At 65.8% G+C, this 19,205-nt stretch carries 20 protein-coding genes; 14 read left to right on the plus strand and 6 right to left on the minus strand.

What is annotated here, in order from left to right; genetic code table 11:
* Positions 1-39: 39 nt before the first annotated feature.
* The 3 genes from ACYQ6W_RS03200 to ACYQ6W_RS03210 form a co-directional block, all read right to left on the minus strand.
* Entirely contained in the window at positions 40-1,449 is a 1,410-nt protein-coding gene (locus ACYQ6W_RS03200) for an MFS transporter (protein WP_459673535.1), read from the minus strand.
* 9 nt (positions 1,450-1,458) lie between these two features.
* The gene (locus ACYQ6W_RS03205) at positions 1,459-2,640 is read right to left on the minus strand and encodes an MFS transporter (RefSeq protein ID WP_459673536.1); all 1,182 of its coding nucleotides are present in this window, start codon (positions 2,638-2,640) and stop codon (positions 1,459-1,461) included.
* A 68-nt stretch (positions 2,641-2,708) separates the two neighbouring features.
* Positions 2,709-3,749, minus strand: a complete 1,041-nt coding sequence (locus ACYQ6W_RS03210) for an RluA family pseudouridine synthase (RefSeq protein ID WP_459673537.1) — start codon at positions 3,747-3,749, stop codon at positions 2,709-2,711.
* Positions 3,750-3,803: 54 nt separating this feature from the next.
* Here ACYQ6W_RS03210 and ACYQ6W_RS03215 point away from each other — a divergent pair, with 54 nt between their 5' ends.
* From ACYQ6W_RS03215 to ACYQ6W_RS03240, 6 genes are all read left to right on the plus strand, one after another.
* A complete protein-coding gene (locus ACYQ6W_RS03215) occupies positions 3,804-4,142 on the plus strand; it encodes a hypothetical protein (protein WP_459673538.1) in 339 nt (112 codons plus the stop codon).
* A gap of 7 nt (positions 4,143-4,149) precedes the next feature.
* Positions 4,150-5,439 carry a DUF445 domain-containing protein gene (locus tag ACYQ6W_RS03220; protein ID WP_459673539.1) on the plus strand — a complete coding sequence of 430 codons (1,290 nt, stop codon included), beginning with the start codon at positions 4,150-4,152 and terminating at the stop codon, positions 5,437-5,439.
* A gap of 63 nt (positions 5,440-5,502) precedes the next feature.
* Positions 5,503-6,492: a D-erythronate dehydrogenase gene (denD, locus tag ACYQ6W_RS03225; RefSeq protein WP_459673540.1), complete on the plus strand. Its 990-nt coding sequence runs from the start codon at positions 5,503-5,505 to the stop codon at positions 6,490-6,492.
* Positions 6,493-6,664: 172 nt separating this feature from the next.
* Positions 6,665-7,801 (plus strand): Re/Si-specific NAD(P)(+) transhydrogenase subunit alpha, encoded by a 1,137-nt coding sequence (locus tag ACYQ6W_RS03230; RefSeq protein ID WP_459673541.1) that lies wholly within the window; start codon positions 6,665-6,667, stop codon positions 7,799-7,801.
* Positions 7,802-7,854: 53 nt separating this feature from the next.
* Entirely contained in the window at positions 7,855-8,247 is a 393-nt protein-coding gene (locus ACYQ6W_RS03235; RefSeq protein ID WP_459673543.1) for a proton-translocating transhydrogenase family protein, read from the plus strand.
* Between the two features lie 8 nt (positions 8,248-8,255).
* Complete coding sequence (locus ACYQ6W_RS03240; protein ID WP_459673544.1) at positions 8,256-9,650, plus strand: NAD(P)(+) transhydrogenase (Re/Si-specific) subunit beta; 1,395 nt, start codon at positions 8,256-8,258, stop codon at positions 9,648-9,650.
* On the opposite strand, the gene ACYQ6W_RS03245 is transcribed toward ACYQ6W_RS03240, so the two are convergent.
* Entirely contained in the window at positions 9,647-10,546 is a 900-nt protein-coding gene (locus tag ACYQ6W_RS03245; RefSeq protein WP_459673545.1) for a LysR family transcriptional regulator, read from the minus strand. The two genes, ACYQ6W_RS03240 and ACYQ6W_RS03245, sit on opposite strands and share 4 nt — an antisense overlap.
* A 104-nt stretch (positions 10,547-10,650) precedes the next feature.
* Here ACYQ6W_RS03245 and ACYQ6W_RS03250 point away from each other — a divergent pair, with 104 nt between their 5' ends.
* Positions 10,651-11,403: an SDR family NAD(P)-dependent oxidoreductase gene (locus ACYQ6W_RS03250; protein WP_459673546.1), complete on the plus strand. Its 753-nt coding sequence runs from the start codon at positions 10,651-10,653 to the stop codon at positions 11,401-11,403.
* A 21-nt stretch (positions 11,404-11,424) separates the two neighbouring features.
* Here ACYQ6W_RS03250 and ACYQ6W_RS03255 read toward each other — a convergent pair whose 3' ends face one another.
* Together ACYQ6W_RS03255 and speB are read right to left on the minus strand one after the other, a co-directional pair.
* The gene (locus ACYQ6W_RS03255; protein ID WP_459673547.1) at positions 11,425-11,781 is read right to left on the minus strand and encodes a hypothetical protein; all 357 of its coding nucleotides are present in this window, start codon (positions 11,779-11,781) and stop codon (positions 11,425-11,427) included.
* Positions 11,782-11,852: 71 nt separating this feature from the next.
* The gene (gene speB, locus ACYQ6W_RS03260; RefSeq protein ID WP_459673548.1) at positions 11,853-12,923 is read right to left on the minus strand and encodes an agmatinase; all 1,071 of its coding nucleotides are present in this window, start codon (positions 12,921-12,923) and stop codon (positions 11,853-11,855) included.
* 146 nt (positions 12,924-13,069) lie between these two features.
* Between speB and ACYQ6W_RS03265 the strand changes: the two genes are divergently transcribed.
* The 7 genes from ACYQ6W_RS03265 to ACYQ6W_RS03295 are packed head-to-tail and all read left to right on the plus strand — an operon-like array spanning position 13,070 to position 19,157.
* Positions 13,070-13,543, plus strand: a complete 474-nt coding sequence (locus tag ACYQ6W_RS03265; protein ID WP_459673551.1) for an SUF system Fe-S cluster assembly regulator — start codon at positions 13,070-13,072, stop codon at positions 13,541-13,543.
* Between the two features lie 4 nt (positions 13,544-13,547).
* Positions 13,548-15,032 carry a Fe-S cluster assembly protein SufB gene (gene sufB / locus ACYQ6W_RS03270; RefSeq protein ID WP_459673552.1) on the plus strand — a complete coding sequence of 495 codons (1,485 nt, stop codon included), beginning with the start codon at positions 13,548-13,550 and terminating at the stop codon, positions 15,030-15,032.
* Positions 15,033-15,048: 16 nt separating this feature from the next.
* Positions 15,049-15,807 carry a Fe-S cluster assembly ATPase SufC gene (gene sufC / locus ACYQ6W_RS03275; RefSeq protein ID WP_459673553.1) on the plus strand — a complete coding sequence of 253 codons (759 nt, stop codon included), beginning with the start codon at positions 15,049-15,051 and terminating at the stop codon, positions 15,805-15,807.
* Positions 15,807-17,099: a Fe-S cluster assembly protein SufD gene (gene sufD / locus ACYQ6W_RS03280; protein ID WP_459673554.1), complete on the plus strand. Its 1,293-nt coding sequence runs from the start codon at positions 15,807-15,809 to the stop codon at positions 17,097-17,099. Before sufC ends, sufD begins: the two co-directional genes overlap by 1 nt.
* Complete coding sequence (locus tag ACYQ6W_RS03285) at positions 17,096-18,340, plus strand: aminotransferase class V-fold PLP-dependent enzyme (RefSeq protein ID WP_459673555.1); 1,245 nt, start codon at positions 17,096-17,098, stop codon at positions 18,338-18,340. The genes sufD and ACYQ6W_RS03285 overlap by 4 nt, the downstream gene beginning before the upstream one ends.
* Positions 18,341-18,360: 20 nt before the next feature.
* Entirely contained in the window at positions 18,361-18,759 is a 399-nt protein-coding gene (locus tag ACYQ6W_RS03290; protein ID WP_459673557.1) for an SUF system Fe-S cluster assembly protein, read from the plus strand.
* Positions 18,760-18,773: 14 nt separating this feature from the next.
* A complete protein-coding gene (locus ACYQ6W_RS03295) occupies positions 18,774-19,157 on the plus strand; it encodes a HesB/IscA family protein (protein WP_459673559.1) in 384 nt (127 codons plus the stop codon).
* The last annotated feature ends 48 nt before the right edge of the window (positions 19,158-19,205 follow it).

Consider the following 19,205-nt stretch of genomic DNA (forward strand, 5'->3'; position numbering starts at 1 on the left):
CTGCAGCATTGAATTCAAACGACACCTTCGAGTGCGAGCCTAAGCCGATCGGCTGCCCTGCTCCCTCCGATGGCCACTGACTGCAGCACCGGCGGCGGGGTGGAGCAGAAGGAAATCGGCAACGCCCACAAGGCAGAGGAGGAAGATTCCGGCGAAGGCAAGGCGGAATGCCGCTACCCCAATCGTGCCGCCGAAGAGCGCCTCCCCGAGCCGGAGCAAAATGGCGCCGACGGCGACGCCGAGGCCGAAGCTCACCTGCTGCGCGAGGTTGAAGAGGGTATTGGCCGAGGCCATCCCCGCCTTGGGGACGTCGGCGAAGGCGAGAGTGTTCATCGCGGTGAACTGGATCGAGCGGGTCATGCCGCTGAGGAGCAACAGGGGCAGGAGCGCCCAGTCCGGCGTCATCGGCGTGAGGAGGGCCATGCCAAGGAAGGTGAAGGCGAGGAGGACGCCGTTCACCAGGAGCACGCGGCGGAAACCCACGCGCCGCATCAGCGGGCTGGTCAAGGGCTTGATGCCTAGATTTCCGACAAAGAGAACAAGGAGCAACGACCCGGCGGCCACCGGACTGCGTCCGAAACCCAGTTGAAAGAGCAGCGGCAGCAGGAAGGGCACGGCATTGATCGCGAGGCGGACCAGGGAACCACCGCGGACCGTGGTCGCGAAGCTGCGTGTGCGGAGCGCGTCGAAGGTGATCAAGGGCCGCGGATGCCGACGTGCATGCAAGACGAGCGCTGCACTTCCAAGGAGGCCGGCGAGAATCAGGCTGCCGCTCAGCGCGATGCTGCCGGACGCGCTGCCGAGCAGACTGGCCCCATAGACCAGGGCGATCGCGGCACCTCCGCTCAGCAGCGCCCCGACACGGTCGAGTGGTGTGGCCTCGCGATGATCGTCGTGGATCAGCGCAAGGGTCGCGAGGAAACCGAGCAGGCCGAGCGGCAAATTGAGGAAGAAGATCCAGCGCCAGGAGGCATAGGTCGTGAGGGCGCCGCCAACAGCGGGGCCGAGGATGGGGGCGACGAGGGCAGGCCAGGTGATGAGGGCCGTTGCCCGCATCAACTCGGCTTTCGGGGTCACGCGCAGCACGACCAGCCGCCCCACGGGCACCATCATTGCCCCGCCCATCCCTTGCAGGATGCGTGCACCAAAAAAGCTCCAGAGCCCGTTGGAGAGGCCACAGAGCGCTGAGGCAATGGTGAAAAGCGCGATCGCGAGGGCGAAGACCCGGCGCGTGCCGAAGCGGGTCGCGGCCCAGCCGCTCAGCGGAATCCCCGCCGCCAGCATGACCATGTAGGCGGTGATGCCAATGTTGAGATCGATCGGATGCACCCCGAAGGTACGCGCCATATGCGGCAATGCCGTTGTGATCACGGTCGTATCGAGGAGTTCCATGAAACCGCTGCCGGCGACGAGCAGGGCGACGAGGATGGGGGAGGCGGCGCGGACCATCGCTTAGCGTCAGCCTGCTGATCGATGGCTGGGCTTGGGGCGGTCGAAAAGGAAGATCGCCAGGGCGAGCAGGGGAGGGGTGGTGCCGAGAACCGCCACCAGAGACCAGCCGGCGAAAGCATAGACGAGCGGGGCAAGCGCCGAGCCAACGGCGGCGGAGACGAAGGCGCCGGCGATGAAGAGCGCGTTGATGCGACTGCGGATATCCGGCGCCAAGTCGAACAGCACCTTCTGCGCAAAGGCGAGGTGAGCCTGCACGCCGCCGTCGAGCAGGATGGTTGCAAGGACGAAGAGGCCGAGGCCGGCCCAACCGCGGGCGAGGCCGGCCGGCCAGGTCAAGGCCAGGCCCAGGCTCACCATCGCCATGCAGCCGATGGTGCCGGAGCGGATCAGGCCGCGATCGGCCAGGCGCCCGGCAACCGGTGCGGAGAGCGCGCCCGCCGCACCGACGAGGGAGAAAATCGCGATCCCATCCTGGCCGAGGCCGAAATGCCGCGCCAGTTCGAGAGGAATCGTGGTCCAGAACACCGAGAACGCGAAGAAGAGGCTCATGTGAAAGGCCATACGGCGCTGCAGGATCCGGGTGCGGAGCAGCAGCGGCACCATGGAGGCGATGACCGCGCCGTAATGCTTGCGGGCGTGCGGTCTCCGGTCGGGCAGGCGGTGCCAGAGCACCAGTGCCATGCCGAGCATGGCGACGGTCGCGACGACGAAGACGGTGCGCCAACCCGCAACGCTCGCGATCAGGCTGGCGATCGGCCGCCCGAGGAGGATGCCAGTCAGCAGCCCGCTGACCACCGTTCCTACCTGCCTTCCGCGACGCGCGGGGTCCGCGAGATGCGCGGCCATAGGCACTACCATCTGAGTGGTCACCGAGGTGACGCCGATGACGAGGCAGGCGAGCAGGAAGGTGAAGGCCGCATGGGCCGAGGCGGTAAAGAGAAGAGCGACGGCGCTGAGACAGAGCGTCGTCACCATCAGTCGTCGGTTCTCGACGAAATCGCCGAGCGGCACGAGGAGCAGCAGGCCGAGCGCATAGCCGATCTGGGTCAGCGTCACGACGAGCCCGTACGCCCCCGGATGCAGGCCGACGGAAGGCCCGATCAGCCCGATCATCGGCTGGGCAAGATAGAGATTGGCGACGCTGATGCCGGCGGTGACGGCAAGCAGCATCGTCATGCCCGCCGACATGCCGCCGGGTCCGTCACGCTCTGATTGTGTCGACATCGCGGGAGCTAACGGTGCGCCGTCCCCCCGTGTCAACCGGTGGCGCCCTCCGTATCGGCGTCGAGCGCCGTGATCAGAGCTTGAAAATCGGCCGGCGGATCGGTGTGGAAGGACAGCTCTTCCCCGGTACGCGGATGGGCGAAGGCAAGGCTTGCCGCGTGCAGAGCCTGGCGCGGGAAGTCGAGAAGCTGGCCGCGCAGCGCCGATGGGAGGTTCTTCGAGACCGCCGGAATGCGGCGCAGATAGACCGGGTCGCCGATGATCGGGTGCGCCTGATGCGCGAGATGCACACGGATTTGATGGGTGCGTCCGGTCTCGAGCTTGAGGTCGAGCAGGGAGACGGCGAGGCGCCAGATCTTGGTGGTGCGGTAATGGGTGAGGGCGGCACGGCCACCGATACCGCGGACGGCCATGCGCTTGCGGTCCCGCGGGTCCCGCCCAATTGCGCCCTCGATGTCCCCACTCGCCGGGCTCAATACCCCCCAGGCCAGCGCCATGTAATGCCGGTCGAGATCGCGGGCCGCGAAAATCTCCGACAGGCGGGCATGGGCCAGTTCGGTCTTCGCCGCCACCATGACGCCCGAGGTATCCTTGTCCAGCCGGTGGACGATGCCGGGTCGGCGCTCGCCGCCGATGCCGGTGAGGCTCTCCCCGCAATGGGCCAGGAGAGCATTGACCAGGGTGCCCTGGTAATTGCCCGGTGCCGGGTGAACGACGAGACCGGCCGGCTTGTCGATGACGATGAGATCGGCGTCCTCGTACAATACCGTGAGCGGAATCGCCTCCGCCTGGGGGATGGCGGGGGCGGCATCCGGCACGGACAGACTGTACGTCATGCCGGGCTGGACCGGCTCCGATGGGTCGCGGACCGTGATCTCTCCGCGTCTTGCCATCCCGTCCAGGATCAGGTTCTTGATCCGGGAACGGGAGAGCGCGTCGAAATGCCGGGCAAGAAATCGGTCCAGCCTTTCGCCTCCGTCTTCCGGGGCGGCCTGGATGGGCGCGGCGCCGAGCGGCGCCTCGTCTTCGGGATCGTCGTCGAGGTCTGGGATCGGGGGAGGGCTCTTGGTCATCCGCGAGACATACCCAGAATTGTGAGACCCCTGATAGGGCTTGGGAGCGCGGAGATGAAAAGCACACGACCGCTGCTGATCGCGGTCATCGTGATGGGCGTGCTGGTGATCGCGGCCACCGGTGTCGTCATCGTCAAGGTGGTGCAGGATATTGCAGGCGGCGGCCGCAGCCGGCAGAGCGCAGGCATCGCGAGCACTATCGTTCCCGGCGAGCCGCAGACGATTACGCTGACCACCCAGATGCTGAACCAGCCCGCAGGCTCCCACATCTCCTCCATCGCGACGGCCGGGGATCGGCTGGCGGTGCTGGTGAACGGCGGCGGGCCTGACCGTATCCTCTTCGTCGATCCCGCGACCGGCGCGGTGACGGGCCAGCTCATGCTCGGGAAATAGCAGGCGGATGGCGGCCTCTCCCGCACCGGTGACGACGGAGGCGGACCGCGCGGACCGGCGGTCGCTCCGCCGCCACCGCGCCTTCGCGACTGCACTTCTGCTTCTCATGGTGCTCCTGTGCCTCGGCAGTTTCGCTCTGCCGCACGGCCTATGGCGCGACCTTCTCGAATCCGCGGCCAAGGCCGGTATCGTCGGCGGCTTGGCGGACTGGTTCGCCGTCACTGCGCTCTTCCGGCATCCGCTGGGCATCCCCATTCCGCATACGGCGATCATTCCGGCGCAGAAGGAAAGGCTGGGCCGCGCGCTGGGCCGCTTCATCGGCACCCATGTCATCACTGAGGCGGAGGTAGGCCGCGTGCTGGCGCGGGCGGATCTGCCCGGCCTCATCCACCGCTTCCTCTCCGATCCCGCGACCGTCCGGCCCGCCGCAGAGGCCATGGCAGCGAGCTTGCCGAAGATCCTGCTTTCGCTCGAGGACGGCCGTGCCCGAAAGCTGATGGAACGCCTGCTGCCGCGCCTCGTCGGCGGGCCGGCGGCTGGTCAGGTGGTGGCGCGCGCCCTCTACGGCCTTGTCGAAGGCGGCCGGCACCAGGAGGTGTTCACCTTCGTCCTCGACCAGCTTCGTACCATGCTGAGCGCTAAGGAGGAGGATCTGCGCGGCGGCATTCGCGAGCGGGTGCGCGAGCAGGGGGGGCAGCTACTGGGCTGGGCGATCGGCGGCAGCGTGGCGCGCCGTGTCATCACGGCGGTCAACGCCGAACTCGACACGATCGGGCCCGATGGATCCACCATGCGGGTGGCGTTCGACGAATGGGTGCGCCAGCAGATCGCTTTGATCGAGACCGATCCGGAGCGGGCGGCGGAAATCGGCACGGCGATTCGTCGTGTCGTCGCCCATGAGAGCGTGCAGAGCTGGCTCGGCGACGTCTGGCTGCGGCTGCGCCGCGCCGTGGAGCAGGATGCGGCGCGCCCGAACGGCCACACCCTCTCGGTGATGGAGGCAAGCCTGCGGAAATTCGGCGAAGCCATCGAGCAGGACCCGGCCATCCGTGCCGGGCTGGAGCGGGGTGTCGCCGCCATCGTCTCGGCGCTCCTCCCGCTCGCCCAGGCCCGCGCCGCGGATTTCGTAGCCGAGGTGGTGGCGGGGTGGGACGCCAAGACGGTGACCGAGCGGCTGGAATTGCGGGTCGGCCGCGACCTGCAGTTCATCCGCATCAACGGCACCCTGGTCGGTTTTCTTGCCGGTGGTCTGCTCTACCTGCTGCTGCGCGCGCTTTTCGGGGCAGGCGCGCTTTGACAGAGCCGCGGAGTGCCGCTCTGATCAGTGGACAATAAGCCCCGTCGGGCAGGGAGGATGACGATGCATGTGATGATTCTGGGTGGGGCCGGCATGGTCGGCCGCAAGCTTGCGGAGCGCATTGGGCGGGATGGCGCGCTGGCCGGCAAGCCCGTCGATCATCTCTCCCTGATCGACGTCGTCACCCCGATGACACCGCATGGCTTCCTCGGCACCACGGATTGCACGGCGGCGGATCTTTCGGCCCCCGGCCAGGCGGCGGAGGTTCTCGCGTCCCGCCCTGACGTCATCTTCCACTTGGCGGCCGTCGTCTCGGGCGAGGCCGAAGCCGATATGGATAAGGGCTATCGCGTCAACCTCGACGGGATGCGTTTCCTGCTGGAGGCGATCCGGGCCGAGCAGGGGCGGAGCGGCTACAAGCCGCGCGTGGTCTTCGCCTCCTCCATCGCGGTCTTCGGCGGCGACATGCCGCCGGTCATCGGCGACGACTATTTCCTGACACCGCAGACGAGCTACGGCGTGCAGAAAGCGATGTGCGAACTGCTGCTGGCGGACTATTCCCGTCGCGGCTTCATCGAAGGGATCGGCCTGCGTTTGCCGACCGTCGTCGTCCGCCCGGGAAAGCCGAATCTGGCGGCCTCCGGCTTCTTCTCCAACATCATTCGCGAGCCCTTGCAGGGGCTGCCCGCCGTGCTGCCCGTGAGCGACAGCGTGCGCCATTGGATGGCGAGCCCGCGCGCGACCGTCGGTTTCATGACCCATGCCGCGGGTCTCGACATCGGGCTTCTGCGCGGCCGGAACAGCCTGACCATGCCGGGCCTGTCGATCACGGTTGCCGAGCAGATCGCGGCACTCGAGAAGGTTGCCGGCGCGAAGGCGGTTGCCCTGATCAAGCGCGAACCCGATGAGCGCATCATCCGTATCGTCGACACCTGGGCACAAGGCTTCGACGCCAGCCGGGCTGCGGGGCTCGGCTTCGTTGCCGAGACCAGGTTCGAGGACATCATCCAGGTGCACATCGAAGACGAACTTGGCGGACAGATTCCGCTCTAAGCTATTCAATTCCGTTGCTTGTCTCTGCGGCTGGCGCTTATCGTTCGAGGGACGAACATTGCGTCAGCCGTCGTAGAGAGACAGTCGCCAAGCCAAAACTTCTCGCCTAGCATGACCGCGTAAAAAGTGGGGGCTATCACGCCCCCCAACAAAAAAGTCGGGATAACGACCTATGCGCGTAGCGATAGCCGCGGAAAGCGACGCCGATGAAACCCGCGTGGCCGGCACGCCGGAGACGGTCGGCAAGCTCATCAAACTCGGAGCCAGTGTGGTTGTCGCGCGTGGAGCGGGCCGGACATCGGGCGCGAGTGACGCCGAGTACAGCGCAGCAGGGGCGGAACTCGCCGATCCGGCGGCGGTCGCCGATGGCGCAGATATCATCTTGAAGGTCCGTCCGCCGACCGAGGATGAGTTGCGGCGCTATCCCGCCGGCGCCATCCTCATCGGCATGCTCGACCCCTACGGCCGGTCCGCGGCGCTGGAACAGATCGCCGCCGCCGGCATCAATGCGTTTTCCATGGAGTTGATGCCGCGCATCACCCGTGCGCAGAGCATGGACGTGCTGTCCTCTCAGGCCAATCTCGCCGGCTACCGCGCGGTGATCGATGCCGCTGCACGCTATGGCCGGGCCTTACCGATGATGATGACCGCCGCTGGCACCGTGCCGGCCGCGAAGGTCTTCGTCATGGGCGCGGGGGTCGCCGGGCTGCAGGCAATTGCGACGGCGCGGCGGCTTGGCGCGGTGGTCACCGCGACGGATGTGCGCCCTGCGGCCAAGGAGCAAGTGGCGTCCCTCGGCGCCAAGTTCGTCGCGGTCGAGGATGAGGAGTTCAAGCAGGCGGAGAGTGCGGCGGGCTATGCCAAGCCGATGTCGCCCGAATACCAGGCCAAGCAGGCGGCGCTCGTCGCCGAGCACATCAAGAAGCAGGACATCGTCATCACCACCGCGCTGATCCCAGGCCGCTCCGCACCGCGCCTGATCAATGCGGAAATGGTCGCATCCATGCGGGCGGGATCGGTCATCGTCGATCTTGCAGTAGAGCGCGGCGGGAATGTGGAGGGCGCGGTCTCGGGGCGGGAGATCGAGACGCCGAACGGCGTTAGCATCCTCGGGCACAGCAATACCGCCGGCCGCATCGCCGCGTCGGCCTCCGCCCTCTATGCGCGGAACCTTCTCGCCTTCGTGGAAACACTGATCGACACCACGACGAAGGCCATCAACCCGAATTGGGATGACGAGCTTGTCCGCGCCACATTGCTGACGCGGGACGGGGCGGTCGTGCATCCGACCTTCAAAGCCGCCGCCTAAACCACGCCTTCACGACGCCACGCCGCGCAAGACGGCGGTCAAAGGGGGACTTCATGAATCAGACGACGGATGCGATAGCGACCGGCGCAGGTGCCGCAGCCCATGCTTTGAGCGGAGGCGTGGTTGATCCCTTCGTCTTTCGCTTCGCGATCTTCGTGTTGGCGATCTTCGTCGGCTATTACGTCGTCTGGTCGGTCACGCCAGCGCTGCACACGCCGCTGATGGCGGTGACGAATGCCATCTCCTCCGTCATCGTGGTGGGCGCGCTTCTCGCCGTGGGCGTCTCGCTGCATGACGTGATGGGCGGCCACTCCCTCGTGGCGCGTTTCTTCGGCTTCATCGCCCTGATCCTCGCCTCCATCAACATCTTCGGCGGCTTCCTGGTCACGCAACGCATGCTGGCGATGTACAAGCCGCGTGCGGCGCAAACGCCCAAGAAGCAGTGAGCGCCGCCATGTCCCCGGATCTCGCGCAGCTTCTCTATCTCGTCGCCGCCATCCTGTTCATCCTGGCCCTGCGTGGCCTGTCTTCTCCCAGCTCCTCCCGTCGCGGCAATCAGATGGGCATGGCCGGCATGGCGATCGCCGCCCTGACGACGCTTGCCGCGGCCGCCCCAAGTGGTTTCAGTGGCTGGCTGTTGGTGATCCTCGGCATCGCCATCGGCGGCGGCATCGGCGCCGTCGTCGCCCGGCGCGTCGCGATGACGGCGATGCCCCAGCTGGTTGCAGCCTTCCATTCCGGCGTCGGCCTCGCCGCCGTATGTGTCGCGGCAGCTGCGAGCTACGCGCCGCAAGCTTTCGGAATCGGCCTGCCCGGTCATATCGAAACCGGCTCGCTGGTCGAGATGTCGATCGGGCTCGCAATCGGTGCAGTGACCTTCACCGGCTCGGTCATCGCTTTCGCCAAGCTCAACGGCAATATGTCCGGCCGGCCGATCATGCTGCCGCAACGCCATACCATCAACGCGGCGCTCGCAGCCCTGTTGGTGCTGCTGATCCTGTGCTTCATCACCACGCAGTCGCATTTCATCTTCTGGCTCATCGTGATTTCGGCTCTGGCACTGGGCGGGCTGATCATCATCCCGATCGGCGGCGCGGACATGCCGGTCGTTGTTTCAATGCTGAATTCCTATTCCGGCTGGGCGGCCGCTGGCATCGGTTTCACCCTGGGCAATCTGGCGCTGATCATCACCGGCGCGCTGGTCGGCTCCTCGGGTGCCATTCTGAGCTACATCATGTGCTCTGCGATGAACCGCAGTTTCATCTCGGTCATCCTGGGCGGCTTCGGCGGCGAGACGGCGGTCGCGACGGGTGTGGTGGAGACGCGGCCCGTGAAGCAGGGTGCCGCGGACGACGCCGCTTTCATCATGAAGAATGCCGGCCAGGTGATCATCGTGCCGGGCTACGGCATGGCGGTCGCGCAGGCGCAGCACGCGCTGCGAGAGATGGCGGACCGTCTGAAGGAGGACGGCGTGCAGGTGCGCTACGCCATTCATCCCGTTGCGGGCCGGATGCCGGGCCACATGAACGTGCTGCTGGCCGAAGCGAACGTGCCGTATGATGATGTTTTCGAGCTGGAAGACATCAACGCGGAGTTTGGCCAGGCAGACGTCGCCTTCGTCATCGGCGCCAACGACGTGACCAATCCGGCGGCGAAGCTCGACAAGAGCTCTCCGATCTACGGCATGCCGATCCTCGAGGTGGACAAGGCAAAGACTGTACTCTTCCTCAAGCGTGGCATGGGGTCCGGCTATGCCGGCGTGGAGAATCCGCTGTTCTTCAAGGACAATACGATGATGCTCTTCGGCGACGCCAAGAAGATGGTGGAGCAGATCCTCAAGGCGCTCTAGCGGCTCCTCACCTCTGCGGGAAAATGCCGCGCCAGATGATCGATGAAGGCGCGGACCGCTTGTGGCAGGCCGCGCCGCGTCGTGAAGACGAGGTGGACGATGCCGGGCGGCCCCCGCCATTCCGGAATGACCTGAACGAGCGCACCTGACCGCAGTTCCGCCGCGATCACATGATCGGGCAAAAGCGCGATGCCGAGGCCGGCGATCGCCGCTTCGGCCATCACTCCGAAGCTCGCGCAGCTCATGCGGGGAGACAGCCGGAAGCGGCGGTGCACGCCGCCCGGACCTTCCAGAAGCCAGTCGAGTTCTCCCGCTTCGTCGCTGGTGCCGAGGATGGGCGCCGTTTCGAGGGCGGCCAGCCCATCCGGGAGCCGGCGCGCCAAGCCGGGGCTCGCCACAAGGATGCGGTGCGAGATGCCCAGTGAGCGCATGGTCAGCGCTGCATCACTGTCGAGCGTCAGACGTACACGGAGGGCGACGTCGATCGCCTCGGTGATGAGATCGACGGGCCGGTCGGTTGCCAGCACCTGCAACTGCACCTTTGGGAAGCGTGTGAGGAAGGCGGGGAAGACGGGTGCCAGGATATCGGCGAGGCCGGTGGGGCAGGAGAAACGCACCAGTCCCGCAGGTTCGCGCTGGCCTTCTGCCACCATGCGTTCCGCGAGTTCCATCTCGGCCAGCATCGCGACACAGCGGGCATAAAACGACTGCCCGGTGTCGGTGACGCGAAAGCGCCGAGTCGACCGCTCGATCAGCCGCACGCCGAGGCGCGCCTCCAACCCCGCGATACGCCGGCTGAGCTTCGACTTCGGCATTTGCAAGACGCGGCCGGCTGGGGCGAAGCCGCCATGCCGAACCACCGCGGCGAAATAGGCATAGTCGTTGAGGTCGATCATTGTCCTATCCATAGAACGATGAAGGCCGATTTCGGCTTCTACCGCCGATACCGTTCCAGGGATACCTCTTCCGCCATCGAACAACGCGAGACAGGAGACTTCCGATGGCTGGACAGTTTCAGGACAAGGTCGTGGTCGTCACCGGCGGCAACAGCGGGATCGGCCTGGCGACGGCCGCGGCCTTCCTCGCCGAAGGCGCGCATGTCATCATCACTGGGCGGCGGAAGGACGCGCTGGACAAGGCCGTCGCCAAGCTCGGCGGCCGGGTGACGGCGGTGCAGGCGGATGTCTCCAAGCTTGGGGACATCGACAAGCTCTACGACGTCGTGCAGCAGAAGCACGACCATATCGACGTGCTTTTCGCCAATGCCGGCGGTGGCGACTTCGCCCCCCTTGGTGCGATCTCGGAGGAGCATTTCGACCGCATCTTCGACACCAACGTGAAGGGGATGGTCTTCACCGTTCAGAAGGCGCTGCCGCTGTTTCGCGATGGTGGGGCCATCGTGCTGATGGCGTCCATCACCAGCAGCACGGGCGCGCCGGCCTTCAGCATCTACAGCGCCTCCAAGGCGGCCGTGCGCAGCTTCGCCCGTACTTGGATTCTCGATCTGAAAGACCGGCATATCCGGGTCAATGCCGTGAGCCCCGGTGTGACGGAGACCCCGGGTCTGAACGATCTCTTCGGAGGCGGGCAATCGGCGGAAGAGGCGAAGACCTTCCTCACCACGCAGATTCCGGCGGGCCGGGTGGGTCAGCCTTCGGAGATTGCGAAGGCCGTGCTCTTCCTCGCCTCTGACAATGCGAGCTTCGTGAATGGCGTGGAACTCTATGTCGACGGTGGCCAGGCTCAAATCTGAACCTGGCGTCGATCCGCCGGGTCAGGGACCCCGGCGGCGAGCCCGCATCATGGCATCCATCTGCGCCATGATCGGGCCGAAGGGCCCACCCATTGGCGCACCGCCACGACGCATGCGCCACAGCTGGAAGCGAAGTGCCGCATAGCCGATGAGCGCGGCGCCGATCATCACCGGCACGAGAACCAGTGCAAGCGACAGAACCACGCCTGCGACTGCTACCGACCCGGCAATAACGGCTGCGATGGTCAAGGTGCGACCAAGCGAGCCACCGCTCCGCGGAGGCCGTGGTGGCCAGCCCGCAAAACCCTCGGTCCGGGGCTTTTCGACAAAGCTGCCGTCGGCGCGCATGTCGATGTCATAGGGGCGACGTTCGATCATGCTGAGGAGAGTGGGCCTCGGTGGCTTACCGTTCAACCGGTTTCCGCGTGACGGCTTCGTAATTTCCTCGTTCAGCGCGCCCGGATGGAAGGCTTGTCCCGCAAGGCGACCAGGGAGAGCATTTCGAACAGAACCTGCGCCGCGATCTGCGCCGTATTGGTGGTGGGATCGTATTGAGGCGCGACTTCGACGACGTCTCCCCCGACGACGTCGAGGCCACGAAGGCCGCGCAGCAGAGCCAGAACTTCCCGCGGCTGCAGGCCGCCGACTTCCGGCGTGCCGGTGCCCGGTGCGAAACCCGGATCGATCGAATCGATGTCGAAGGAAAGATAGACGGGTCCATCCCCGATGAGGCGGCGCGCAACGTCGATGTAGCGGCGGATGCCGTGCTCCTCGACCTCTTCGGCGTGCACCACCGTCATGCCGCTATCGGTCGAAAATTCGTAGAGATATTCCGCCGTGCCGCGGATGCCGATCTGCAGCGTGCGGCGGGGATCGATGCAGCCATCCAGCGCGGCCTGGCGGAAGGGGCCGCCATGATGGAAGCGGCTTCCCTCATAGGAGCCGGCGGTGTCCGCATGGGCGTCGATATGGATGAGGCCGACGGGTCGCGTTTCCCCGACGGCCTTCAGGATCGCCTGGCTGATGGAGTGGTCCCCACCGACGGAGAGGGGGATGACGCCGGCCGCCACCACCGCCTTGTAGCCGGCCTCGATGTCCTCGTGGCAGCTTTCGAGGCTGTAGCGGGAGCGCAGCGGCACGTCCCCGACATCGGCAACGCGCAGTTGGCCGAGCGGCGCCACGCGCAGCACATGTTCGTAAGGTCCGATGCGTTCGACCGCTCGAACGGCGCGCGGCCCGAGGCGGCAGCCTGCCCGGTTGGTGACGCCGAGATCCATGGGCACACCGATCAGCGCGACGTCGAGATCCTGGAAGCCCTCAGGCGAGCCGAAGGCGTTCTGCCGGAAGGGCGCGGCCAGAAAGGTCGCGGGATCGGAATAGGGCAGGCGACGGCGGCCATCCGGGCTGATGGTCTTCTCGGCGATTTCCTTGAAGTGCGGATCGAAGACCTGGCCACCGCTCAAACCTTCGTATTTGTCTCGAATGCGCTTCAGGTTCGCCGCAAAAGCCTCGTCCGCCATGGTGCTCGATCCTCTTCCGTCTGTGCCACGGGTAGACACTTCCGCCGCGGGGTTCAACCGGCGGGGCAGCGGAGCCCGGCCGGATGACAGGGCTGCCTTCCAAAACAGGACTGGCACGGTCCTGAATAGAGCGGTAGAAAGTCCCCATGCTCAAGCTGTCGAAATTGACGGATTACGCCGTGGTGGTGCTGGTTCGCCTCGCCGAGGAAGGCGGGCTGCAGACCTCGGGCGGCATCGCTGCGACCACGGGCGTGCCGGAGCCGACGGTCGCCAAGGTGCTCAAGATCATGACCAGCGCCGGGCTGGTCTGCTCACAACGGGGTGCGCGCGGTGGCTATCGCATTGCGCGCCCGCTATCCCAGATTCCGGTGGCGGACGTCATCACCGCGATCGACGGGCCCATTGCTTTGACCGCTTGCGTGGAGCATTCCCCCAGCGTCTGCGAGGCCTCGGGGCTTTGCCCGGTGAAGGGGCGCTGGGATGCGGTGAATGCCGCCATTTTGGGGGCTCTGTCCGGCATCAGCCTTGCCGACATGAGGCCCGCGGGCGCCTTCGCGCCAGCGACCAACCATCGGCCCGAGCCGGGCCACGCCGTTTCAACCACTGCCTTCGTCGAGTGAGGCCATGCCAGCAGTCGCAGAGACCCTAGAAACCGTCCGCTCCGTGACCGGCTCCACCTACAAGTGGGGCTTCGAGACCGATGTCGAGATGGATCTCGCGCCGAAGGGGCTGTCGGAGGACACCATCCGCCTGATCTCCGCCCGCAAGGAGGAGCCGGCTTGGCTGCTGGAGTGGCGGCTGAAGGCCTTCGCCGCCTGGCAGAAAATGGAAGAGCCGCACTGGGCGAAGCCGGACTATCCGAAGATCGACTATCAGGACATCCACTACTACGCGGCGCCCAAGAAGAAGGGCGGCCCGAAGAGCCTGGACGAGGTCGACCCGGAGCTGCTGCGCACCTATGAGAAGCTCGGCATCCCGCTGAAGGAGCAGGCGATCCTGGCCGGTGTGGAGCCGGGGGACGAGGACCGCCTGCCGATGGCCGTGGATGCGGTCTTCGACAGCGTGTCTGTCGCCACCACCTTCCGGGAGACCCTGGCCAAGGCGGGCGTCATCTTCTGCTCGATTTCGGATGCGGTGCGCGAGCATCCGGAACTGGTGCGGGAATATCTGGGCAGCGTGGTGCCGGCGGCCGACAACTTCTTCGCCGCGCTGAATTCGGCCGTTTTCACTGATGGCAGCTTCGTCTTCATCCCCCGCGGCGTGAAGTGCCCGATGGAGCTTTCCACCTATTTCCGCATCAATGCGCGGAATACGGGGCAGTTCGAGCGCACGCTGATCATTGCCGAGGAAGGCGCGTCCGTCAGCTATCTCGAAGGCTGCACGGCGCCGATGCGCGATGAGAACCAGCTGCATGCGGCGGTCGTCGAACTCGTGGCGATGGATGACGCGAAGATCAAGTATTCGACGGTGCAGAACTGGTACCCGGGCGATTCCGAAGGCCGAGGCGGCATCTACAACTTCGTCACCAAACGCGGTGCCTGCCGCGGTGCGCGCAGCCATATCAGCTGGACGCAGGTGGAGACGGGCTCCGCGATCACCTGGAAGTATCCGTCCTGCATCCTCATCGGCGAAGGCAGCGTAGGGGAGTTCTACTCTGTCGCCGTGACGAACAACCATCAGATGGCCGATACCGGCACGAAGATGATCCATATCGGCCGCAACACGAATAGCACGATCATCGCCAAAACGATCAGTGCAGGCCATTCCGATAGCACCTATCGCGGCCTAGTGCGCATGATGCCGAAGGCGCAGAACGCGCGGAATTTCACGCAGTGCGACAGCCTGCTGATCGGCGACCAGTGTGGCGCGCATACCGTGCCGTACATCGAAAGCCGCAATCCGTCAGCTAAGATCGAGCATGAGGCCACCACCTCGAAGATCGCCGAGGATCAGCTTTTCTACTGTCGCAGCCGTGGCCTTTCCGAAGAGGATGCGGTTGGGCTGATCGTCAACGGCTTCTGCCGCGACGTGCTGAAGGAGCTACCGATGGAATTCGCCGTCGAAGCGCAGAAATTGTTGGCTGTGAGCCTCGAAGGCTCGGTGGGTTAAGGAAGGCTCGCGTATCATGCTCGAAATCAAGGGACTGACCGCCGAGATCGACGGCAAGGAAATCCTCAAGGGGATCGACCTGACGATTCCCCCCGGCGAGATTCATGCCGTGATGGGACCGAACGGCGCCGGCAAATCCACCCTGTCCTACGTTCTCTCTGGCCGGGAAGGCTACGAGGTGACGGGCGGCACGGCGACCTTCAACGGCGTCGACATTCTCGCCATGGAGCCGGAGGAGCGCGCGGCCGCCGGCATCTTCCTCGCCTTCCAGTATCCCGTGGAATTGCCCGGCGTGGGCAATGCCAATTTCCTGAGGACGGCGCTCAACTCCATCCGCCGCGCCCGCGGCGAGCCCGAGATGGACGCGGTGCAGTTCCTGAAGGCGGCGCGTGCGGCGGTAAAGAAGCTCGCCATGTCGGAAGACATGCTGAAGCGCAACGTGAACGTCGGCTTCTCGGGCGGCGAGAAGAAGCGCAACGAAATCCTGCAGATGGCCCTGCTGGCGCCGAAGCTCGCGCTGCTCGACGAGACCGATAGCGGGCTCGACATCGACGCGCTGCGGATCGTGGCCGATGGTGTGAACGCGCAGCGGGGCCCGGATTTCTCCGCTCTCGTCATCACCCATTATCAGCGCCTGCTCGACTACATCGTGCCGGACCACGTGCACGTGCTGGCAGCCGGGCGCATCGTGCGGTCGGGCGGCCCTGAACTCGCGAAAGAGCTGGAAGCCAGCGGCTATGCCGGCCTCATTGGCGAGGCGGCGGAGGCGGCGTGATGGCATCCGCGACAGGCGAGATGGGGGAAGCCCTCCGCGGCTTCCTGGCGCGCTACGAAGGGCTGCGGACGCAACTGCCCGGCGTCGCGGCGGAGCGGGAGGCCGCTGCCGGTGTGCTGCGGGCGCGCGGCTGGCCGACCACGAAAGACGAAGCCTGGCACTTCACCAGCCTGCGGCCGATTGCCGGTCTCGACTTCGCGGAGCCGGTGAGTGACCTCGACCATGGGATCGACCTGCAGCGCCTGCTGCCGACGGTGGAAGGCCCGCGCCTGGTGTTGGTGGATGGGCGCTACCGCCCGGACCTGTCGGTTCTGCCCGAGGATGTCTCGGTCCGCTCCTTCGCCGAGAGCCATGCCTTTGGTCCGCTGCCGCGGCCGGAGCGTGACCGGCTGGTGGCGCTCAACACCATGCTGGCCGAAGACGGCATGATGATCGAGGTGCCGGAGGGCGTCGATGGCGGTTTCCTGATGCTCGCGCAACTGTCGAGCGGCACGCATCGCCGTTCTGCAAGCCACCCGCGCCACCGCATTCGACTTGCGCGCGGTGCGCGACTCGTCATGCTCGAGGTGTCCGCCGGCGAGGGGGCGTATCTCAACAATCCCGTACTCGAGATCGAAGTGGCCGAGGAGGCGCATCTGACTCACGGGCGTCTGCAGAACGACTCGGCCGATGCCTTTCATCTGGCGACGATCTACGCCGACACCGCGGCGGGCGGCGTCTATGACTGCTTTTCCCTCGCATTGGGCGCGAAGCTGGGGCGGACCGAGATTCACGCGCGGCTCGGCGGTGAACAGGCGGCTGTGCACCTGAACGCGGCCCAGATCATGGGCGGCAGCCAGGTGAGCGATTTTACAACGGCGATTTCGCACGATGCGCCAAACTGCCCGTCCCGCCAGACGGTGAAGAGCGTTCTGACGGGAAAGGCGCGGGCCGTTTTCCAGGGCCGCATCGAGGTTGCCCGGATCGCCCAGAAGACCGACGGCTACCAGATGAACCAGGCGCTGCTGCTCTCTCCCGATGCCGAGATCAACAGCAAGCCGGAGCTCGAAATCTACGCCGACGACGTGAAGTGCAGCCATGGCGCGACGGTGGGCGCATTGGATGCCGAGCAGTTGTTCTATCTTCGCAGTCGCGGCGTGCCGGCCGACATGGCGCGGATGATTCTCGTGCGCGCCTTCCTGACCGATGCCTTCGAGGCGGTTGCCCATGAAGGGCTGCGCGCGGTTTTCGAGACGGCGGTCGAGCGGTGGTGGGAGACGACGGGCCGTGAGGCGGAGGTTCCGGCGGCATGAATGCGATTCTAGGACGGCCGGCCTTCGACGTCTCGCGCGTCCGGGCTGACTTCCCCATCCTGTCCCAGACCGTGCGCGGCAAACCGCTCGTCTTCCTCGACAGCGGTGCCTCCGCGCAAAAGCCGCGCGTCGTCATCGACGCGATGCGGGAAGCGATGGAGACGCAATACGCGAACGTCCATCGCGGGGCGCATTGGATGAGCGAGCGGACGACGGAGGCTTTCGAGGCGGCGCGCGATTCCGCGGCGCGGCTGATGAACGCGTCTTCGCAGGACGAGATCGTCTTCACCCGCAACAGCACGGAGGCGATGAACCTGGTCGCCCATAGCTATGGCCGCGGGGTGCTGACGCCGGGCCAGGCGGTGGTGATCTCGGAGATGGAGCACCATTCCAACATCGTGCCGTGGCAGTTGCTGCGTGACACGCATGGGGTCGAGCTGCGGGTAGCGCGCGTCACCGATTCCGGCGAACTGGACATGGCGCATCTCGAAAGCCTGTTGGCGGATGGCCGTGTTGGTCTCGTCTCCGTCACCCATATGTCGAACGTGCTGGGCACCTACACGCCGGCCGAGCGCATCGTGCAGCTTGCCCACGCCCGTGGCGCGCGCGTTTTGCTCGACGGCAGCCAGGCCATCGTTCATCGACGTGTCGACGTGCAGGCGCTTGACGTCGATTTCTATGCCTGGACCGGCCACAAGCTCTACGGCCCCACGGGGATCGGCGTGCTGTTTGGCAAGCGCGAATTGCTCGAACAAATGCCGCCCTTCCTCGGCGGCGGCGACATGATCTCCTCCGTGACCTTCGAGCGCTCCACCTGGGCGCGGGTGCCGCATAAGTTCGAGGCCGGAACGCCTGCCATTCTCGAAGGCATCGGGCTGGATGCTGCCATCCGCTACGTCGAAGCGATCGGCTATGACGCGATCGCGGCGCATGAGCAGACCCTGACCGAGCACGCGCTGGCGAAGCTCGCGACTGTCGAGGGGGTGCATCTCCTCGGCCGCGCCCAGGACAGGGGCGGTGTCTTCTCCTTCACGATGGACAGCGCGCATGCGCATGATGTGGCAACGCTGCTCGATCAGTCGGGCATCGCCGTGCGCGCAGGGCATCATTGCGCTGAGCCGCTGATGCAGCGGTTCGGACTGGACGGTACCGCACGCGCGACCTTCGGCGTCTATACGACCGTCGAGGAAATCGATGTCTTGGCCGAAGCTCTCGGCCGTATCCGGGCGTTCTTCGCCTGATGCGGGAGCAGGAGGAAAAGATGGTGGATCAGTCACCGAAATACGAAGGTGCGGAAGGCGAAGCGGTGCATCACGCCTGGACGCCCGAAGGCGAGGTGCCGCCCCCCTCGGCCGCAACTATCAGCGAGGATGCGATCATCGAGGCGATCTCCACCGTCTATGATCCCGAGATCCCCGTGAACATCTACGAGCTGGGGCTCATCTATGCCGTGGACATCGCGGATGACGGGAAGATCAAGGTGGAGATGACCTTGACGGCGCCGGGCTGTCCGTCCGCGCAGGAACTGCCTGTGATGGTACGCGAAGCCATCCTCGCCGTGCCGGGCGTCACCGATTGCGAGGTGGAGACGGTTTGGGACCCGCCCTGGGATATGAGCCGCATGAGCGACGAGGCCCGCCTCGCCATGAACATGTTCTGATCGAGGAGATCGCCATGAGCCAGACGACAGACACCGGTTCCGCCGCTCCGAAGCCTGCGCGCCGCGCGCTGCCGCCGCTGATGCGCCTGACGGACGCTGCCGCGGCCCGGCTCGCCCAGCTCTATGCCAGCGGCCAGCAGGGCAAGCTGCTCAAGATCTCCGTCGGTACCAAGGGTTGCTCCGGTCTTTCCTACGACATGGATTTCGTCGATGCCGCCGGCCCGACCGACGAGGTCGTGACCGACAAGGGGCAGACCGTGCTGGTCGACCGCAAGGCGAGCCTGTTCCTGATCGGCACCGAGATGGACTACAAGGTGGAGAAACTCTCCGCAGGCTTCACCTTCACCAATCCGAACGAGAAAGGCCGCTGCGGCTGCGGCGAGAGTTTCTACGTCTGAGCGGATAGGTTCCGGTGAAATCGACGAGCGCCGCCCTGACTTTCGGGG

Source organism: Acidisoma sp. 7E03 (assembly GCF_054665075.1).